Annotated in this window: 18 protein-coding genes; 7 read left to right on the top strand and 11 right to left on the bottom strand. The window is 74.3% G+C overall.

Going from position 1 to position 15,538, the window contains the following annotated elements:
- Window positions 1-50: 50 nt before the first annotated feature.
- Both AB0I60_RS31305 and sigE read right to left on the bottom strand, forming a co-directional pair.
- Complete coding sequence (locus tag AB0I60_RS31305; RefSeq protein ID WP_360736103.1) at window positions 51-704, bottom strand: zf-HC2 domain-containing protein; 654 nt, start codon at window positions 702-704, stop codon at window positions 51-53.
- Window positions 701-1,273 carry an RNA polymerase sigma factor SigE gene (gene sigE / locus AB0I60_RS31300; RefSeq protein ID WP_015098323.1) on the bottom strand — a complete coding sequence of 191 codons (573 nt, stop codon included), beginning with the start codon at window positions 1,271-1,273 and terminating at the stop codon, window positions 701-703. The genes AB0I60_RS31305 and sigE overlap by 4 nt, the downstream gene beginning before the upstream one ends.
- A gap of 235 nt (window positions 1,274-1,508) precedes the next feature.
- Between sigE and AB0I60_RS31295 the strand changes: the two genes are divergently transcribed.
- Window positions 1,509-2,135: an O-methyltransferase gene (locus AB0I60_RS31295; RefSeq protein ID WP_360736100.1), complete on the top strand. Its 627-nt coding sequence runs from the start codon at window positions 1,509-1,511 to the stop codon at window positions 2,133-2,135.
- A gap of 71 nt (window positions 2,136-2,206) precedes the next feature.
- Here AB0I60_RS31295 and glgC read toward each other — a convergent pair whose 3' ends face one another.
- On the bottom strand, window positions 2,207-3,421 hold the full coding sequence (gene glgC, locus AB0I60_RS31290; RefSeq protein ID WP_360736098.1) for a glucose-1-phosphate adenylyltransferase: 1,215 nt from the start codon (window positions 3,419-3,421) through the stop codon (window positions 2,207-2,209).
- 104 nt (window positions 3,422-3,525) lie between these two features.
- Between glgC and glgA the strand changes: the two genes are divergently transcribed.
- Both glgA and AB0I60_RS31280 read left to right on the top strand, forming a co-directional pair.
- A complete protein-coding gene (gene glgA, locus AB0I60_RS31285; protein ID WP_360736095.1) occupies window positions 3,526-4,686 on the top strand; it encodes a glycogen synthase in 1,161 nt (386 codons plus the stop codon).
- 106 nt (window positions 4,687-4,792) lie between these two features.
- Window positions 4,793-6,172, top strand: coding sequence for a hypothetical protein (locus tag AB0I60_RS31280; protein ID WP_360736093.1), 1,380 nt, complete (start codon window positions 4,793-4,795; stop codon window positions 6,170-6,172).
- Here the strand turns inward: AB0I60_RS31280 and AB0I60_RS31275 are convergent.
- On the bottom strand, window positions 6,150-7,463 hold the full coding sequence (locus AB0I60_RS31275) for an MFS transporter (protein ID WP_360736090.1): 1,314 nt from the start codon (window positions 7,461-7,463) through the stop codon (window positions 6,150-6,152). The two genes, AB0I60_RS31280 and AB0I60_RS31275, sit on opposite strands and share 23 nt — an antisense overlap.
- Before the next feature lie 56 nt (window positions 7,464-7,519).
- Between AB0I60_RS31275 and AB0I60_RS31270 the strand changes: the two genes are divergently transcribed.
- A complete protein-coding gene (locus AB0I60_RS31270; RefSeq protein ID WP_360736352.1) occupies window positions 7,520-8,392 on the top strand; it encodes a LysR substrate-binding domain-containing protein in 873 nt (290 codons plus the stop codon).
- Here AB0I60_RS31270 and AB0I60_RS31265 read toward each other — a convergent pair.
- Together AB0I60_RS31265 and AB0I60_RS31260 are read right to left on the bottom strand one after the other, a co-directional pair.
- Complete coding sequence (locus AB0I60_RS31265; RefSeq protein WP_360736088.1) at window positions 8,380-9,801, bottom strand: leucyl aminopeptidase family protein; 1,422 nt, start codon at window positions 9,799-9,801, stop codon at window positions 8,380-8,382. The genes AB0I60_RS31270 and AB0I60_RS31265 overlap by 13 nt on opposite strands.
- A 90-nt stretch (window positions 9,802-9,891) precedes the next feature.
- A complete protein-coding gene (locus AB0I60_RS31260; protein ID WP_012783412.1) occupies window positions 9,892-10,059 on the bottom strand; it encodes a DUF3117 domain-containing protein in 168 nt (55 codons plus the stop codon).
- A gap of 262 nt (window positions 10,060-10,321) precedes the next feature.
- On the opposite strand from AB0I60_RS31260, the gene AB0I60_RS31255 reads away from it, so the two are divergent.
- On the top strand, window positions 10,322-11,116 hold the full coding sequence (locus AB0I60_RS31255) for a PaaX family transcriptional regulator C-terminal domain-containing protein (protein WP_360736085.1): 795 nt from the start codon (window positions 10,322-10,324) through the stop codon (window positions 11,114-11,116).
- 1 nt (window position 11,117) lies between these two features.
- Window positions 11,118-11,897 (top strand): enoyl-CoA hydratase-related protein, encoded by a 780-nt coding sequence (locus AB0I60_RS31250; RefSeq protein WP_360736083.1) that lies wholly within the window; start codon window positions 11,118-11,120, stop codon window positions 11,895-11,897.
- On the opposite strand, the gene AB0I60_RS31245 is transcribed toward AB0I60_RS31250, so the two are convergent.
- The 5 genes from AB0I60_RS31245 to AB0I60_RS31225 are packed head-to-tail and all read right to left on the bottom strand — an operon-like array spanning window position 11,884 to window position 14,282.
- Window positions 11,884-12,438 (bottom strand): DNA-3-methyladenine glycosylase I, encoded by a 555-nt coding sequence (locus tag AB0I60_RS31245; protein ID WP_360736080.1) that lies wholly within the window; start codon window positions 12,436-12,438, stop codon window positions 11,884-11,886. The two genes, AB0I60_RS31250 and AB0I60_RS31245, sit on opposite strands and share 14 nt — an antisense overlap.
- On the bottom strand, window positions 12,435-12,845 hold the full coding sequence (locus AB0I60_RS31240) for an SRPBCC family protein (RefSeq protein ID WP_360736078.1): 411 nt from the start codon (window positions 12,843-12,845) through the stop codon (window positions 12,435-12,437). The genes AB0I60_RS31245 and AB0I60_RS31240 overlap by 4 nt, the downstream gene beginning before the upstream one ends.
- Complete coding sequence (locus AB0I60_RS31235) at window positions 12,832-13,221, bottom strand: DivIVA domain-containing protein (RefSeq protein ID WP_360736076.1); 390 nt, start codon at window positions 13,219-13,221, stop codon at window positions 12,832-12,834. The genes AB0I60_RS31240 and AB0I60_RS31235 overlap by 14 nt, the downstream gene beginning before the upstream one ends.
- A 57-nt stretch (window positions 13,222-13,278) precedes the next feature.
- Complete coding sequence (locus AB0I60_RS31230; RefSeq protein WP_360736074.1) at window positions 13,279-13,962, bottom strand: permease prefix domain 1-containing protein; 684 nt, start codon at window positions 13,960-13,962, stop codon at window positions 13,279-13,281.
- Complete coding sequence (locus AB0I60_RS31225; protein ID WP_360736072.1) at window positions 13,944-14,282, bottom strand: helix-turn-helix transcriptional regulator; 339 nt, start codon at window positions 14,280-14,282, stop codon at window positions 13,944-13,946. Before AB0I60_RS31225 ends, AB0I60_RS31230 begins: the two co-directional genes overlap by 19 nt.
- Before the next feature lie 90 nt (window positions 14,283-14,372).
- On the opposite strand from AB0I60_RS31225, the gene AB0I60_RS31220 reads away from it, so the two are divergent.
- A complete protein-coding gene (locus AB0I60_RS31220; RefSeq protein ID WP_360736070.1) occupies window positions 14,373-15,533 on the top strand; it encodes a cytochrome ubiquinol oxidase subunit I in 1,161 nt (386 codons plus the stop codon).
- Window positions 15,534-15,538 lie beyond the last annotated feature (5 nt).

Genomic DNA, 15,538 nt, shown 5'->3' with positions numbered 1-15,538 from the left:
TGTCGTCAGAGGGAGGCAGAGGCGTGATGTGGCCGAGTGGCCCGCCTGGCTCAGCGGTCCATCAGGGCGTTGGTGGCGGCGGGGCGGATGGTCGGGTTCGACCTGGGGCCCGCTTCTCCTGCCGAGAGGGGGTGCTGTACCGCAGCGGCCGGGTGGGTGCCGTCACGGGGCAACGGGGGCGCCACCGCCGGGGGCGGGGGTGGGGTCGCGCCCTGCGCCGGGGTCGCGGCCGGGTGGTCGCTGCCGGGGACCACCAGGGCCAGGGCTCCCAGCATGAGGCCCGAGACGACCACGCCCGCTCCCTGGCGGGCTCGGCTGCCGAAGCGGCTGCCGGTGCCGAAGGGGCGGCTCTGGCCCAGCACGGGGCCCGTGCCGAAGGTCACCCGGTCCGGGCGCTGGACGGTGACCAGTTGGCCGTCCTCGGTCACCGCCAGGTTGTCGGGCGCGCTGGGCAGGTCGACTTCCTGGGGGATCGCCCCGAGCTTGGCCAGCAGGCCCGCCGGGGCGCACGGGGTCTCCGCCGTGCGGACCGCGGACCTCGCCTGTTGCTGCGAGTACGCCTCGGCGGCGCAGAACGGGCAGCGCGCCAGGTGGGCGGAGGCGCGGCCGTGCGCCGACGCCGACAGCTCCCCGTCGACGAAGGCGACGACCGCGTCGGGCAACAGGTGTTGCTCGGGCAGTCCCCAACCTCGCAGATCGGTCATGCAGAGTCCTCCCGGACGAGACCCCGTCGGCGTTCCAGTGAGGCGCGCAGGGCCTGGCGGCCCCGGTGGATCCTGCTCCTCACGGTACCCAGCTTCACGCCGAGGGTCGCGCCGATCTCCTCGTACGACAGACCTTCGACGTCACACAACACTACTGCGGCGCGGAAGTCCGGTGGCAACTCGTCCAGCGCGGCCTGGAGGTCCGGGTCCAGATGGGTGTCGGTGTATACCTGTTCGGGTGACGGGTCGTCGCCGGCGACGCGGTCGGCGTCGTCCGGCAGGCCCTCCATCCGGAACTTGGAGCGGCGGCGGACCATGTCGAGGAACAGGTTCGTGGTGATGCGGTGCAGCCAGCCCTCGAACGTGCCCGGCTGGTACGACGCGAGGGAGCGGAACACCCGGATGAACGTCTCCTGGGTGAGGTCCTCGGCGTCGTGCTGGTTGCCGGTCAGGCGGTAGGCCAGCCGGTACACCCGGTCGGCGTGGTCGCGGACGACCTGGTCCCACGTCGGCACGATCCACTCCGTGTCGTCGATGGGTGCTGTGGCGGTATACGGCTGCGTTGGCATCGGGCGGTGAAGCACCTCCAGTGGGCTGGCTGCCCTGCTGCACGGTTCAACGTTCGCTGCGGCTCCCGTGTTCCCCGTGGGTCGTGCGCCGGAACCTGTTCCCCGTGGTCCCGTGCTGGGACCAGCCTGACCGGCTCGCTTATAACCATGGTGAGAGTCGGCTGAGAGCACGCTGAGAATTCCGGTCCACGGGAGGTTCACCCGATCCGCCGCGTCCGGCGTTAACCTCTGGGCTGTGGATGCGCCGCTGCGCGAGTACGTGGAGGGCTACCTGCCCGAAAACGCCGTGTTCGCCTCGGCGCGGGCACGGGCGGCCGACCTGGGCTGCGTGCCGATCCTGCCCGGTGGCGGCGCGGCCCTGCGGTTCCTGGCCGCCGCGCTGCAGGCCAGGGCCGTCGTGGAGGTCGGCACGGGCGCGGGCGTCGGCTCGCTGTACCTGCTCGGCGGGATGCCGGCGGCGGGTGTGCTGACCTCGATCGACGCGGAGCCCGAGCACCAGCGGGCGGCGCGGGTCGCGTTCGGCGAGGCGGGCGTCCCGGTGTCCCGGACGCGGCTGATCATGGGCCAGGCGCTGGACGTGCTCCCCCGGCTGACCGACGGCGCGTACGACCTGGTCTTCGTGGACGCGGCCAAGACCGAGTACCCGAAGTACCTGGAGGAGGGCGTGCGGCTGCTGCGGCCCGGCGGGGTGATCGCGTTCGACAACGTGCTCTGGAAGGGGCGCGTGGCCGACGCCTCGCACCGGGACCCGGCGACGTCCGCGATGCGGGAGATCACGCGGTCGGTGCGGGACGACGACCGCCTGGTGCCGGTGATCCTGCCCCTGGGGGACGGGCTGCTGGTGGCCGCCAAGGTCGACTAGGCCGCCCGGGTGGCGGGCGGCTGCCGGGGACCCCTGGCGGAGAGGTCCCCGACCACGTCGGCGTGACGCCGTCAGGCCGCCGTGACGCCCTTGCCCAGCACGGTCACGCCGCCCGCCGAGACGGTGTAGCGCTGCCGGTCGGTGGCGGGGTCGACGCCGATCAGCGCGCCGTCCGGGACCACCACGTTCTTGTCCAGGATCGCGCGGCGGACGACGGCGCCCCGGCCGATGCGGACACCGGGGAGCAGCACGCTGCCCTGGACCACCGAACCGGACTCGACCACGACGTCGGACGAGACCACGGAACCGTGGACGGTGCCGGAGATGATCGAGCCGGGCCCGACCATCGAGTCCTCGGCGCTGCCGCCCGCGATGAACTTCGCCGGCGGCAGCGGCGGGGTGGCGGTGCGGATCGGCCACGACTGGTTGTAGATGTTGAACACCGGGTTCACCGAGACCAGGTCCATGTGCGCCTCGTAGTAGGCGTCGATGGTCCCCACGTCCCGCCAGTAGCCCCGGTCGCGGTCGGTCTCCCCCGGCACCGCGTTGTCGGCGAAGTCGTAGACGTGCGCCCGGCCCTGGTCGACCAGCATGGGGATGATGTCGCCGCCCATGTCGTGGTCGGAGTCCGGGTTGGCGGCGTCCGCGCGCAGCGCCTCGATCAGCGCCTCGGTGGTGAACACGTAGTTGCCCATCGACGCGAAGGTGACCTCCGGGTCGTCGGGCACGTGCGGCGGGTCGGCGGGCTTCTCCAGGAACCCGGTGATCAGCCCGGTCTCGTCGGAGTCGATGCAGCCGAACGCCTTGGCCTCGGCGCGCGGCACCCGGATGCCGGCCACGGTCACCCCCGCGCCGGCGGCGATGTGCCGGTCCACCATCATGCCCGGGTCCATCCGGTAGACGTGGTCCGCGCCGAAGATGACGACGTGGTCCGGTTTCTCGTCGTTGACGAGGTTCAGGCTCTGGAAGATCGCGTCGGCGCTGCCGGTGTACCAGCGCGGCCCGAGGCGCTGCTGGGCGGGCACCGGCGTGACGTACTGGCCGAGCACGTTGGACAGCCGCCACGTGGTGGAGATGTGCCGGTCCAGGGAGTGGGACTTGTACTGGGTCAGCACGCACAGCCGGACGAAACCGGCGTTCACGAGGTTGGACAGCACGAAGTCGACGAGCCGGTAGTTTCCGCCGAAGGGCACCGCGGGCTTCGCCCGGTCCGCGGTCAACGGCCACAACCGTTTGCCTTCGCCACCGGCGAGGACAATTCCTAGTACATGCGGTTGCCCTTTCACGACAACGACCCTAACCGTGCGGGCACCGGCCCACCAACGGCGAGACAACGCGGACCCGACTTGTTCACCCGGTCGTCCCGCCGCCCGGGGTTACGGTGGGCGGCGTGCGAATTGGACTGCTGACACGGGAGTACCCGCCGGAGGTCTACGGCGGGGCCGGGGTGCACGTGGGTTTCCTGGTGCCGATGCTGCGGCGGCTGGTCGACGTGGACGTGCACGCGTTCGGCGGGCCGCGCCCGGATGCCGTTGCCCACCAACCGGTCGCGGCGCTGGCGGCGGTGAACCCGGCGCTGGGCGTGCTGTCCGCCGACCTGGAGATCGCGGCGGCGCTGGGCGGGGTGGACGTCGCGCACTCGCACACCTGGTACGCCAACCTGGCGGGGCACCTGGCCAAGCTGCTGCACGGCGTGCCGCACGTGGTCACGGCGCACTCGCTGGAGCCGCGCCGGCCGTGGAAGGCCGAGCAGCTCGGCGGCGGCTACCGGATCTCGTCGTGGGTCGAGCGGTCGGCGTACGAGGCGGCGGACGCGGTGATCGCGGTCAGCGAGGGGATGCGGGCCGACGTCCTGGCCTGCTACCCGGCGCTGGACCCGGCGCGGGTGCACGTGGTGCGCAACGGGATCGACACCGGGCAGTACCGGCCGGTGGCCGAGGTGGACGCGCTGGAGCGGCACGGGATCGACCCGGGCCGGCCGATCGTGACCTTCGTCGGGCGGATCACCCGGCAGAAGGGCGTCGGGCACCTGGTCGCCGCAGCGCACCGGATCTCGCACGACGCGCAGGTCGTGCTGTGCGCGGGTGCGCCGGACACGCCGGAGATCGCCGAGGAGACCCGGCAGGCGGTGGCCGAGCTGGCGGCGGCGCGGCCGGGCGTGGTGTGGGTGCGGGAGATGCTGCCGACCGACGCCGTCCGGCAGATCCTGAGCCACTCGGCGGTGTTCGTCTGCCCGTCGGTGTACGAGCCGCTGGGGATCGTGAACCTGGAGGCGATGGCGTGCGGGACGGCCGTCGTGGCGTCGGACGTGGGCGGCATCCCGGAGGTCGTGGAGCACGGCCGGACCGGTCTGCTGGTGCACTACGACGAGGCGGACGTCGCGGGGTTCCGGGCCGGGTTGGCGGACGCGGTGAACGAGGTGCTGGGCGACCCGGCGCGGGCGCGGGCGTTCGGCGAGGCCGGGCGGGAGCGGGCGGTGCGCGACTTCTCCTGGGCGCACGTGGCCGAGCAGACCGTGGACGTGTACCGGTCGGTGCTCGGGCAGCGCTGAGCCGTCCCGTCCCGGTGCGAGGTGATTCCTGTCACAGGGAATCGTGACAACCGGATGGTGTGGTGACCGCCTTTTAACCAGTAGGTGGAGAACTACTGGGGGTCACATGCGTTGGGTGCTCGCCCTCGTCGTGCTGCTCGCGGGCGGGTGCGGCGCGGCCGTGCCGGATCGGACCACCCCGCCCGCGCTGACCATCGGGGGCCGGGCGGTGGTCGATGCGCAGGGGTTGCAGATGGAGGCGGAGGCGGAGCTCAGCTACACGCTGAGCTTCGGCTACGTCGCGCGCGCCGGGCAGGAGGCGGTGAGCTGCTGGTTCGCCCGCGCCGGGGAGGCCGCCGAGGTCGACACGCGGCTGTGGTGCGGCCCGGTGCAGGTGCCGGGCACGGCGGCGGCCACCGACTGGGTGCCGGTGCCGCTCAAGGAGGTCGAGCGGGGCGAGGCCGGCGTGCGGCTGGAGGTCCAGCCGCCGCAGGTGCCCGCGCCGGGCAACCGCAGCACGCCGCTGGGCAAGCTCGTGCGCACGGACGGCCGGGAGGCCGAGGCCGACCAGGACGTCGGCGAGGCCGGGCCGGACTTCCTGGCCGTGCTGCCCGACGACGGCCGCCCGGTGGCCGGGGCGTCCGGGGTGCTGCGCGACGACCAGCTCTCGACCAGGGTGACGGGGTACGCGACCCCCGAGTCGTGGCAGACGGAGCAGGGTGAGCTGCGGGCCGAGCACGGCGTGCGGCTGCGCGTGCTGCGGCTGTCGGTGGAGCGGCTGACCGAGACGGACACGGCGTTCGGGCAGGGCCCGTGGCAGGGCTGGGAGCCGCAGGTGCCGGAGCTGTCGCTGCAACTGCCCGGCCGGCGGCACCGACTCGCCGTGGACCGGTTACCCGAGGAGGGTTCGGTGTTCGTCGTCTACACCGTGCCGGACGCGGGCGGGCCCGAGGCGCTCGTGCTGGACACGGTGGGCGCGCAATCGCTGGAACAGCGCTTGGAGGTGCCGGCCGGCACCCCGGTGGGCGACGGGCCGGCGGTGCTGCGCCGCGCGGCGGGGCCGGCGTCGCCGACCCCGGTGTCGCTGCCGGTGAAGCTGGGTGCCGAGGCCGGGTCCCTGGAGGTGCAGCGGGTGCGCCTGGGCCGGCAGCGGCCGGTGAGCTACGAGGACCGGTACCTGCTGGCCACCGCGTCCGGACCGGACAGGGCGCTGCTGGAGCTGCGGTTGCAGGGCCGGGGGCTGCCGCAGTCGGCCGGGGCGTCGGTGACCAAGGACCTGGTCGCGGTGACCCTCCCGGACGGCAGCCGGGCACCGCTCGTCGGCGCGCGGCTGGGCGGCGACACGTTCCCGGTGGCGGTGGTGGTGGAGGTGCCGGCGGACGTCCGCTCGGTGACCGTGTCGGTGGCGCCGGGGGCGGGGGCCACCACGGGGACGGTCCGGTTGCCGGTCCTGGGCGAGATGGCGATCGAGGCGCCGATCCCGGTCACGGTGCCCCTGGAGTTCTGAGCCCGCTGCCGGACCGGCACCCGACGACCGCCGTGCCGCCGGTGGTGGGGCTGTCGGGAGTGGCGGCGGAAATCTCGGCGGCGGTGGCGGGAGGCTTGGGAGCGGCAGCCGGAGCGGGGGTGGGCGCGGCAGCGGGAGGTGTCGGCGCAGTCGCCGGGGAGGGCGGGGTTCCGGGGTCGGCGGTGCGGGACGTGGTGCGGGTGGTGGCCACGGCCAGGGCGGCCAGCGCCAGCCAGGCCAGGACCAGCAGCACCAGGCCCGTCCAGCCCCACGCCTGGTAGGCGGTGCTGCCCGCAGTGCCGCCCGCGCTGGAGCCCAGGTAGAACGCGAACAGGTAGACGCCCGACGCCGGACCCTTCGCCGTCGCGCGGGCCCCGACCCACGAACTCGCCACCGCGTGCACCGCGAAGAAGCCGCCCGTGAAGACGACCAGGCCGGCGGCGATCACGGGCAGGGTGTCCGGCACCGTCGCCACCGCGCCCAGCGCGGTGACCGCCAGCGCCGCCAGGGCGATCCGCGCCCGGCCGTGCCGGTCCGCCAGCCGGCCCGCCAGCGCCGAGCACGCGCCGCCCGCCGCGTAGGCCAGGAACACCAGCGACGCCACCCCGGGCGGCAGCGCCAGCCGGAACGCGATCACGTTGAACAGCGACACGAACGCCGCCACGCCGAGCGTCGCCACCGCGTACTGCGCCAGCAGGACCCGGTCGGTGAACGCGGAGCGCAGGCCGCGCTCCCGCCGCCGGGTCGGTCTGCCGGTCGGCAGGAGGACCGCCGTCACCACGGCGCACGCCAGGCTGAACGCCGCCACCAGCGCCAGCGCCCCGCGCCACCCGGTCCAGTCGGTGGCGACGCCGGCCAGCAGCCGGCCGATCATGCCGCCCGCGCTGTTGCCCGCGATCAGCGCGCCGATGGCCGCACCGACCGCCTTCGCCTCGTCCGCCAGGAACGCCATCGCCACGGCCGGGATGCCCGCCGTCGCCAGGCCCTGCACCACGCGCAGCGCCAGGAACACCGGGTAGGTCGGAGCGAGCGGCAGCAGCAGGCCGATCAGCGCCGCCGCCACCACCGACCAGACGATCACCTTCCGCCGCCCGACGCGCTCCGCCAGCACGGCGCACGGGATCACGGCCACGGCGAGCGCCCCCGTCGCGGCGCTCACCGCGAGGGACGCCGCGCCCGGCTGGAGGTCGAACTCGGCGGCGATCTGCGGGAGGACCGGTTGGGGCGCGTACAGCAGCGCGAAGGTCGCCAGACCGGTGGCGACGGTGGCCGTGGTGAGGCGACTGGGCATGTTTCCGACGCTAACTTATGCGTCCAATACGCAATTCAGCCACGATTGATGCTGTGATGGATGAATTGGCACCGAAGCTCGCGATCCTCCGCGCGCTCGGGCGCGACGAGCACGTCACGCACGCCGCCGAGGCCGTCGGGGTGCCGCAGCCCACGGTGAGCCGGTGGCTGTCCGCGATGGGGGACGCGCTGGGCGCCCCGGTCGTGGTCCGCAGCGGGCGCCGGGTGCGGCTGACCCGCGCGGGCCGGCTGCTGGCCGACGCCGCCGACCGCGCGCTGGGCGTGCTGGAGGCCGGGCACCGGGCCGCCGCCGAGGAGGTCGACCCGTCCCGGGGCCTGGTGGCCCTGGGGTTCCTGCACCTGCTGGGCCGCTCGCTGGTGCCCGAGCTGGTGCGCGGGTTCCGGGTCGAGCACCCGCACGTGCGGTTCCGGCTGGTCCAGGACTCGCGGCAGGCCGTGCTGGCGCACCTCGCGGACGGGGTGGTGGACCTCGCCCTGGTCGCCCCGCCGCCGGACGCGCCCGGGTTCGCGCACACCGTGGTGCACGAGCAGGAACTGGTGCTGGTGCTGCCGCCCGGCCACCGGCTGGCGGACCGGGCGGCGGTGCGCGTGGCGGAACTCGCCGACGAGGACTTCGTCGGCCTGGAACGCGGCTACGGGCTGCGCCGGATCACCGACGACCTGTGCGCCGAGGCCGGTTTCGCGCCCCGGCTGGCCTTCGAGGGCCAGGAGAGCGAGACCGTGCGCGGCCTGGTCGCCGCCGGGCTGGGGGTGGCGCTGCTGCCGCAGGCCGAGGGCTCGACGGGCCTGGTCGAGCTGCCGCTGAGCCCCCGGGCCGCGCGGGAGGTCGCCCTGGTCTGGCTCGCCGACGCCCCGGTGCCGCCGGCGGTGCGCGCGTTCCGGGCGCACATCGCGGGTCAGCGCCGGTAGTGCTCCGCGAACTCCACCAGCGTGCGGGCGGCGAAGCCGGATGCGCCGGCGACGACCTCGGCGTAGTCGCGGTCCGCGCGAGCGGGGCCGGCGATGTCCAGGTGCGCCCACGGCAGGCCGCCGGTGAACTCGCGCAGGAACAGGGCCGCGGTGATGCCGCCGGGGCCGGGCGGGATCTGGCGGAGGTCGGCGACGTCGCTCTTCACGGCGTCGGCCAGGTCCTCCAGCAGCGGCATCCGCCACCACGCCTCGCCCGTCCGCTCGCCGGCCTCGACGATCCGCGCGGCGGTCTCGTCGTCGTTCGCGAACAGCCCGCCGATCCGGGTGCCGAGGGTGACCTTCATCGCACCGGTCAGGGTGGCGACGTCGACCAGCGCGTCGGGTTCCAGCTCGTGGACGGCGTAGGCCAGCGCGTCGGCCAGCACCATGCGGCCCTCCGCGTCGGTGTTGGTGACCTCGGTGGTGGTGCCGCCGTAGTGCCGCACCACGTCGCCGGGCCGGTAGGCGGAACCGGACACGTGGTTCTCCGCGCACGGCACCAGGCCGGTCACCCGGACGGGCAGGCCGAGCCGGGCGATGGCGATCACCGCGCCGATCACCGCCGCGCCGCCCGCCATGTCGGTGCGCATCAGGTGCATCCCGTCGGCGGGCTTGACCGAGATGCCGCCGGTGTCGAAGGTGATGCCCTTGCCGACCAGCACCAGGTGCGGGGCGTCGGCCGGTCCGCGCCAGGTCAGGTGGACCAGGCGCGGCGGGCGCGACGAGCCGCCGCCGACCGCGACCACGCCGCCGAAGCCCGCGTCGGCGAGCCACTTCTCGTCCCGGACCACGACGTCCAGGCCGGGCACGCCGGACGCCGCTTTGACCGCCGCGCCGGCCAGCCAGGCCGGGTCCTTGACGTTGGACGGCGCGTTGGCCAGGTCACGGGCCAGCGAGGTGGCGGAGGCCAGGTCGAGGGCGTGGCGGACGTCGTCGGGCGAGACGTCCGGGCCGACCAGCCGCAGCGACTTGACGCGCCGGGGCGGCTGCTCGCCGGTCACCTTGAACCGGTAGCCGCCCAGCGCCAGGCCCAGCACGAACGCCCGCACGTCGGCGTTCGCGGTCAGCTGCACGTCGAAGGTGAGCCCGCCGCCGCGCTCGACGTCCGCGTCCAGCGCCCGGACCAGGGACGCGCCCGCCGTGCGCCAGTCGGCCGGGGTGCCCTCGCCGGTGCCGAGCACCCAGCGGCCGTCCTGCCTGTGGGTGGTGCCCGCCGCGCCGGTGACCTCGGCGGACACCTCGACGCCCTCGCCACCCGGTCCGAGCAGCGGCGGCTCGCCGGGCGAGGCCAGCACCACCCGCCCCGCGCCGCGCCGGAGGGAGCCGGCGGCCTCGACGGCGACGAGCGGGGTGGGGACGGGCAGGCGCACGGTGGGCTCCTCGGGGATCGGGGGTTTCCAGGACGAAGCGCAGCCCCGGTTCCACAGTGGAAACCGGGGCCTGATGTTCCTCGCTCCGGCTCAGCCAGCGGCTGCCTTGAGGGCGTCGCCCAGGGCGTTGGCCTCGTCCGCCGACATCTCGACGACTAGACGTCCCCCGCCCTCGAGCGGAACGCGCATCACGATGCCACGCCCCTCCTTGGTGACCTCAAGGGGACCGTCGCCGGTCCGGGGCTTCATGGCCGCCATCGCGTGCTCCCTCCGTCAACATCTTCCCCGTCCGACCAGGGCCGGATACTCGCCCCATTCTCCCCTATGCGGACTCGCCGGCGAAACCGAACCGATCTTTCCAACCGATCCGTGACTTCCCGACGATCTTCACCTCACCGCAGTTCAGCGCCAGGATCGCCGTGCGCCAACGATTTCCGGCCGCGCATTCACCGTCATCCGGTCGTGACCAATTCCGCGGTCTGTGGCGTGTCGCGGGGTCGCCCTGACAGACTCCGATCTCGTGCGAGCACGTTCCGCGCTCTTCGACGTCTACGGCGGCCACCTCCGCGAGCGGGGTGGCGCCGCGACCATCGCCGCCCTCGTCCGGCTGCTCGAACCCCTCGACTTCGCCGCGCCCGCCGTGCGGACGGCGGTGTCCCGGACGGTGCGCCAGGGCTGGTTGGAGCCGGTGCGGCTGGCCTCGGGCCCCGGCTACGCGATGACCCCGCGCGCGGAGCGCCGGCTGGACGAGGCCGCCGCCCGGATCTACCGGACCCGGCCCTCCACCTGGGACGGTCGCTGGCACGTGGTCGTGCCGGAGGAGCTGCCCGCGCGGGAGGCCCGCGACCGGCTCGCCTCCTCGCTGCAACTGCTCGGCTACGGGGCGCTCGGGACCGTGACGTGGATCGCACCGCGCCCGTCGCCGGAGCTGGCGGACGTGCTGGCGGCGGAGGGCGTGCGGGCGAGCACGTTCCACGGCGAGCACGAGGGCCCGGCCGCCGAGCTGGCCGCCCGCGCCTGGGACCTGGACACCCTCGGCGCGGACTACGCCCGGTTCGTGGCCGAGTGGGAGCCCTCCGTGTCCGCTGTGGACGGTTCGGACCCGGCGAGCGCGTTCGCGGCGTCCCAGCGGTTCCTGCACGCGTGGCGCAAGTTCCTGTTCCGCGACCCCGGGCTGCCCCGCGAGCTGCTGCCGGCCGGCTGGCCGGGGCGGGCGGCGGCGGAGTTCTTCGACCGGCACACCGCGCGGCTCGCGCCCGCCGTGCGCCGGTTCGTCGACGACAGCCTGGGAACCGACACCACCGGAGGTCCTTGACGTGCCCGAACTCCTCATCGACGACGCGGACGGCGTGCGCACCCTCACCCTGAACCGCCCGGACTCGTTCAACGCGTTCACCGTGGCGCTGAAGGAGCAGCTCCTGGCGGCGGTGGACGAGGCCGCGCGCGACGGGGCGGTGCGGGCGGTCGTGATCACCGGGGCGGGGCGGGCGTTCTGCGCCGGCCAGGACCTCAAGGAGCACATCGCGCTGCTGGAGGCGGGTGACCCGGCACCGTTGCGCACCGTCGAGCAGCACTACAACCCGCTGGTCAAGGCGGTCGTGGCGATGCCGAAACCGGTGATCGCGGCGGTGAACGGCACGGCGGCGGGCGCAGGCGCGTCCCTGGCCTACGCCTGCGACCTGCGGATCGCGGCGCGGTCCGCGAAGTTCCTGATGGCGTTCGCCAACGTCGGGCTGACGGCGGACTCGGGCGCGTCCTGGACGCTGCCGAGGCTGATCGGGCACGGCCGGGCGATGGAGATGATGCTGCTGGCGCAGCCGGTCGCGGCCGAGGAGGCGCTGCGGATCGGCATGGTCAACCAGGTGGTGCCGGACGGGGAGGCGCTGGCCACGGCGCTGGAGCTGGCCCGCCGGCTCGCCGCCGGGCCGACCACCGCCTACGCGAAGATCAAGGAGGCGATGGCGTTCTCCGGCGAGCTGGCGGCGGCGCTGGACGTCGAGGCGCGCACGCAGGCCGAGGCCGGGGCGACCGCCGACCACCGGGAGGCCGTGGCGGCGTTCGTGGCCAAGCGCCCGGCGGAGTTCACCGGGCGCTGACGGGCTCGCCCGCGCGGAAGCAGGCCGCGATGTGGTCGTCGACCATGCCCGTGGCCTGCATCAGCGCGTAGCAGGTGGTGGGGCCCAGGAACGCGAACCCCCGGCGCTTGAGCTCCTTGGCCATCGCCGTGGACTCGGCGGTGACGGCGGGCACGTCGGCGGCGGTGCGCGGGCGTTCGTGGGTCTTCGGCGCGAACGACCAGAGCAGCTCGTCCAGCGGCACGTCCAGCTCGCCGACGGCGCGGGCGTTGTTGATCGTCGCGGTGATCTTCGCCCGGTTGCGGACGATGCCCGCGTCGGCCATCAGCCGGTCGAAGTCGTCCTGGCCGTACTCGGCGACGACGGCCGGCACGAACCCGTCGAACGCCGTGCGGAAGTTCTCCCGCTTGCGCAGGATCGTGATCCAGGACAGGCCGGACTGGAAGGACTCCAGGCACATCCGCTCGAACAGGGCGACGTCGCCGTGCAGCTCGACGCCCCACTCCGCGTCGTGGTAGTCGTGGTAGTCCGGCGTGCTGTCGCCCCACGGGCAGCGGATCATCGGCGGTACTCCCGGGCGAACTCGGCGAAGCGGCGCAGGGACCAGCGCACGCCGGGGGCGAACGCGAGGCCCAGCAGGGCGGGGATGTCCTCGGACCAGGCGAACTCGCTGTGCTCGCCGCGCGGCAGGACGCGGAACTCGGCGGTGCCGCGCACGAGCCGCCCGGTGTGCCGGACGGCGCAGCGGTGCGGCGGGTCCCACTCGGTGACGCGCATGGTGTCGGTGAAGCCGACCGGGCCCAGGCCGGTGAACGCGGACAGCTCGGTGCCCGCGCTGCGGCCGTCGCCGGCCGTCACCCGGACCCGGGTGCCGAGCATCCACTCGCCCTGGCGGGCCCAGTCGGTCACCGCCGCCCAGGTCGTCTCGACGGGGGCGGCCACCGGCACGGACAGCTCAAGCCGGGTCACGGGTCGGTTCCCGGTCGGGGTCGCGGTCCGCGTCCGGGGCGCTGTCGAGCGCCGGGTCCGGGGCGGGGTCGGGGTCGCGGTCCGGGTTCCCGGCCGACTCCAGCTCGGCGACGCGGGCCCGGAGGCGTCCCACCTCGGTGGCGAGGCGGTCCAGCGCCCAGTCGACCTCGGTCATCTTGTAGCCCCGGACGACCTGCTGGAACTGGAGGGCGCGCACGTCGTCGGGGGTCGGGTCCTCGGCGGGCAGCCGGGTCGGCGACGCGCCCGGCGGCAGCGGCGCGAGCTCCTCGCCACGGCCGAACAGGAGCGAGGCCAGCAGGAACACCACGGCCGCCACGAGGACCATGACGACGAGGTAGATGAGCGCGGTGGTCACGGGACGATCGTGGCACACGCCGTGTGGGGTGGGCGCGGGGAAACGGCGCAACCGTCCTCAGAGGGCGGCGAACACCAGGCAGCGCCGGGCCAGCACGGCCAGCCTGCCCATGATGACCAGCGACATCACGCCGGCCGCCGCGACCGGCGGTGACATCAGCAGCCGGGCCGGGTCGACGTGGGCGGTGGCGGCGGTGATCGCCAGGGTGGCGAGCGCGTTCAACCCGATCGCGGCCGAGGCCACCGCGCCGGCCAGCCGGGCGAGCGCCGGCGCGTCGGTGCCCCGGCGGGCCAGCAGGCGGCCGACCGGCAGGGCGCACAGCGCCGCGCCCGCCACGACCCAGCCGGTCGAGTCGTTGGCGCGGGCGACCGCGAGGTACCAGTCCGGCGGCGGGCCGGCGTGGTCGAACGCGGGCCACGGGCCGATCCAGAAGCGCCGGTTGAGCTCCCACAGCACGTGCGCCAGCGGGAGGACCAGCGCCACCGTCCACAGGGTGCGCACGCCGTGCGCGAGGGCCAGCAGGCCCTGGTAGTCGCGGGCGACCAGGTGGACCGGGCCGAACTCGGCGACCGCCCGGCACCGGGACTGCCCGGCGTCCAGGCCGGCGCGCGCGTGGGCCTCGGCGGCGTCGTCCAGGCTGTCGCGGGCCTCGGCGAGCAGGTCGTCCTTGACGTGGGCCGGCCCGCGCAGCCGGCTGCCCAGGTCGGCCACGTACTCGTCGATCACGTCCCCGCAGGCCACGGGCCGCCTCCCAGGACTCCGTCGATCACCGTGGTGAACTCGCGCCACGCGGTGCGCTCGGCGGCCAGCGCCCGCTGCCCGGCCCTGGTCAACCGGTAGGTGCGGCGCTGCCGCCCGCCGACCGTGCTCCACTCGCTGGTCACCAGGCCGGCGGTCTCCAGCCGGCGCAGTGCCGGGTAGACGGTGCCGGTGGGCAGGTCCAGCGCGCCGCCGCTGCGCTGGTGCAGCGCCTCGATGATCGCGTAGCCGTGCCGCCGGCCACCGTCCAGCGTGGCCAGCAACAACGCGTCGAGGTGGCCGCGCAGCGCGTCCGACTTCACGGGTAGCGAGTCTACGGGTCGCGGTTTCGGGGGCACCTCGGGGAAAACCCCGATCCATAGGTTGGCTGCCTACCTATAGCGTGCCTACCCATGGATGCCCTCGGACTCGCCAGGTTGCAGTTCGCCGTCACCACGTCGTTCCACTTCCTGTTCGTGCTGCTGACGCTCGGGCTGGTGACGCTGGTCGCCGTGGCGCAGACCCGGGCGACGCTGTCCGACGACCCCGTGCACGCGCGGATGACGTGGTTCTGGGGCCGGATCTACGTGGTCAACTACGCGCTGGGCATCGCCACCGGCATCGTGATGGAGTTCCAGTTCGGCCTGAACTGGTCGGGCCTGTCGCACTACGCGGGCGACGTGTTCGGCGCACCGCTCGCGATCGAGACGTTGGTGGCGTTCTTCCTGGAGTCGACGTTCCTCGGCCTGTGGATCTTCGGCCGGGACCGGCTCAACCGGTGGGTGCACCTGGCCCTGATCTGGCTGGTCGCGCTCACCGCGTACGCGTCGGCGCTGTGGATCATGGTGGCCAACGCGTTCCTCCAGCACCCGGTCGGGCACGAGGAGCGGGACGGCGTGCTGCGGCTGGTCGACTTCTCCGCGCTGCTCGCCAACCCCCTGTTCACCAGCGCGTTCTGGCACGTCGTGTGCGCCGCGCTCACCACCGGCGGGGTGTTCGTCACGGGGGTGAGCGCGTACCACCTCGTCCGGCGCACCACCGAGGTCGACTTCTTCCGGCGGTCGCTGCGGCTGGGCGTCGTGGTCACCGCGCTGGCCGCGCCGGCGCTGGTCGGCTTCGGTGTCGCGCAGTTCCCGGTGATCGGGCGGTTCCAGCCGACCAAGGTGGCCGACGCGGGGGCGGGCGCGGCCGGGTTGGGTCTCATGGTCCAGATCGGCCTGCTGCTCGTGTTGGTCAGCTGGTTGACCGTGCCGCTGCTGCTGCGCGACCGGGTGCTCAGGCTCCGGTTCGTCCTGCACCTCATGGTGCTCGGCATCCCGCTGCCCTTCGTCGCCGCGATCGGCGGGTGGCTGTTCCGCGAGCTGGGCCGCCAACCGTGGCTGGTCTACGGGCTGCTGAGGACCGAGGACGCGGTGTCGGAGGTGAGCCGGGACGGGATGTTGTTCTCGTTCATCGCTTTCACCGCCGTGTTCGTCGTGCTGGCGGTCGCCGACTGGGTGCTGATCGCCCGGCTGGTCCGGCGCGGACCGGTGGACGAGGCCGTCCCGCTGTCGCCGCTCGTGCCGGCTCTCTGAAGGGG

Source organism: Actinosynnema sp. NPDC050436, from assembly GCF_040655415.1.
GTDB lineage: Bacteria > Actinomycetota > Actinomycetes > Mycobacteriales > Pseudonocardiaceae > Actinosynnema.
The sequence above is the reverse complement of the archived record's forward strand: the minus strand, read 5'-3'. Positions and strand labels throughout refer to the sequence as shown.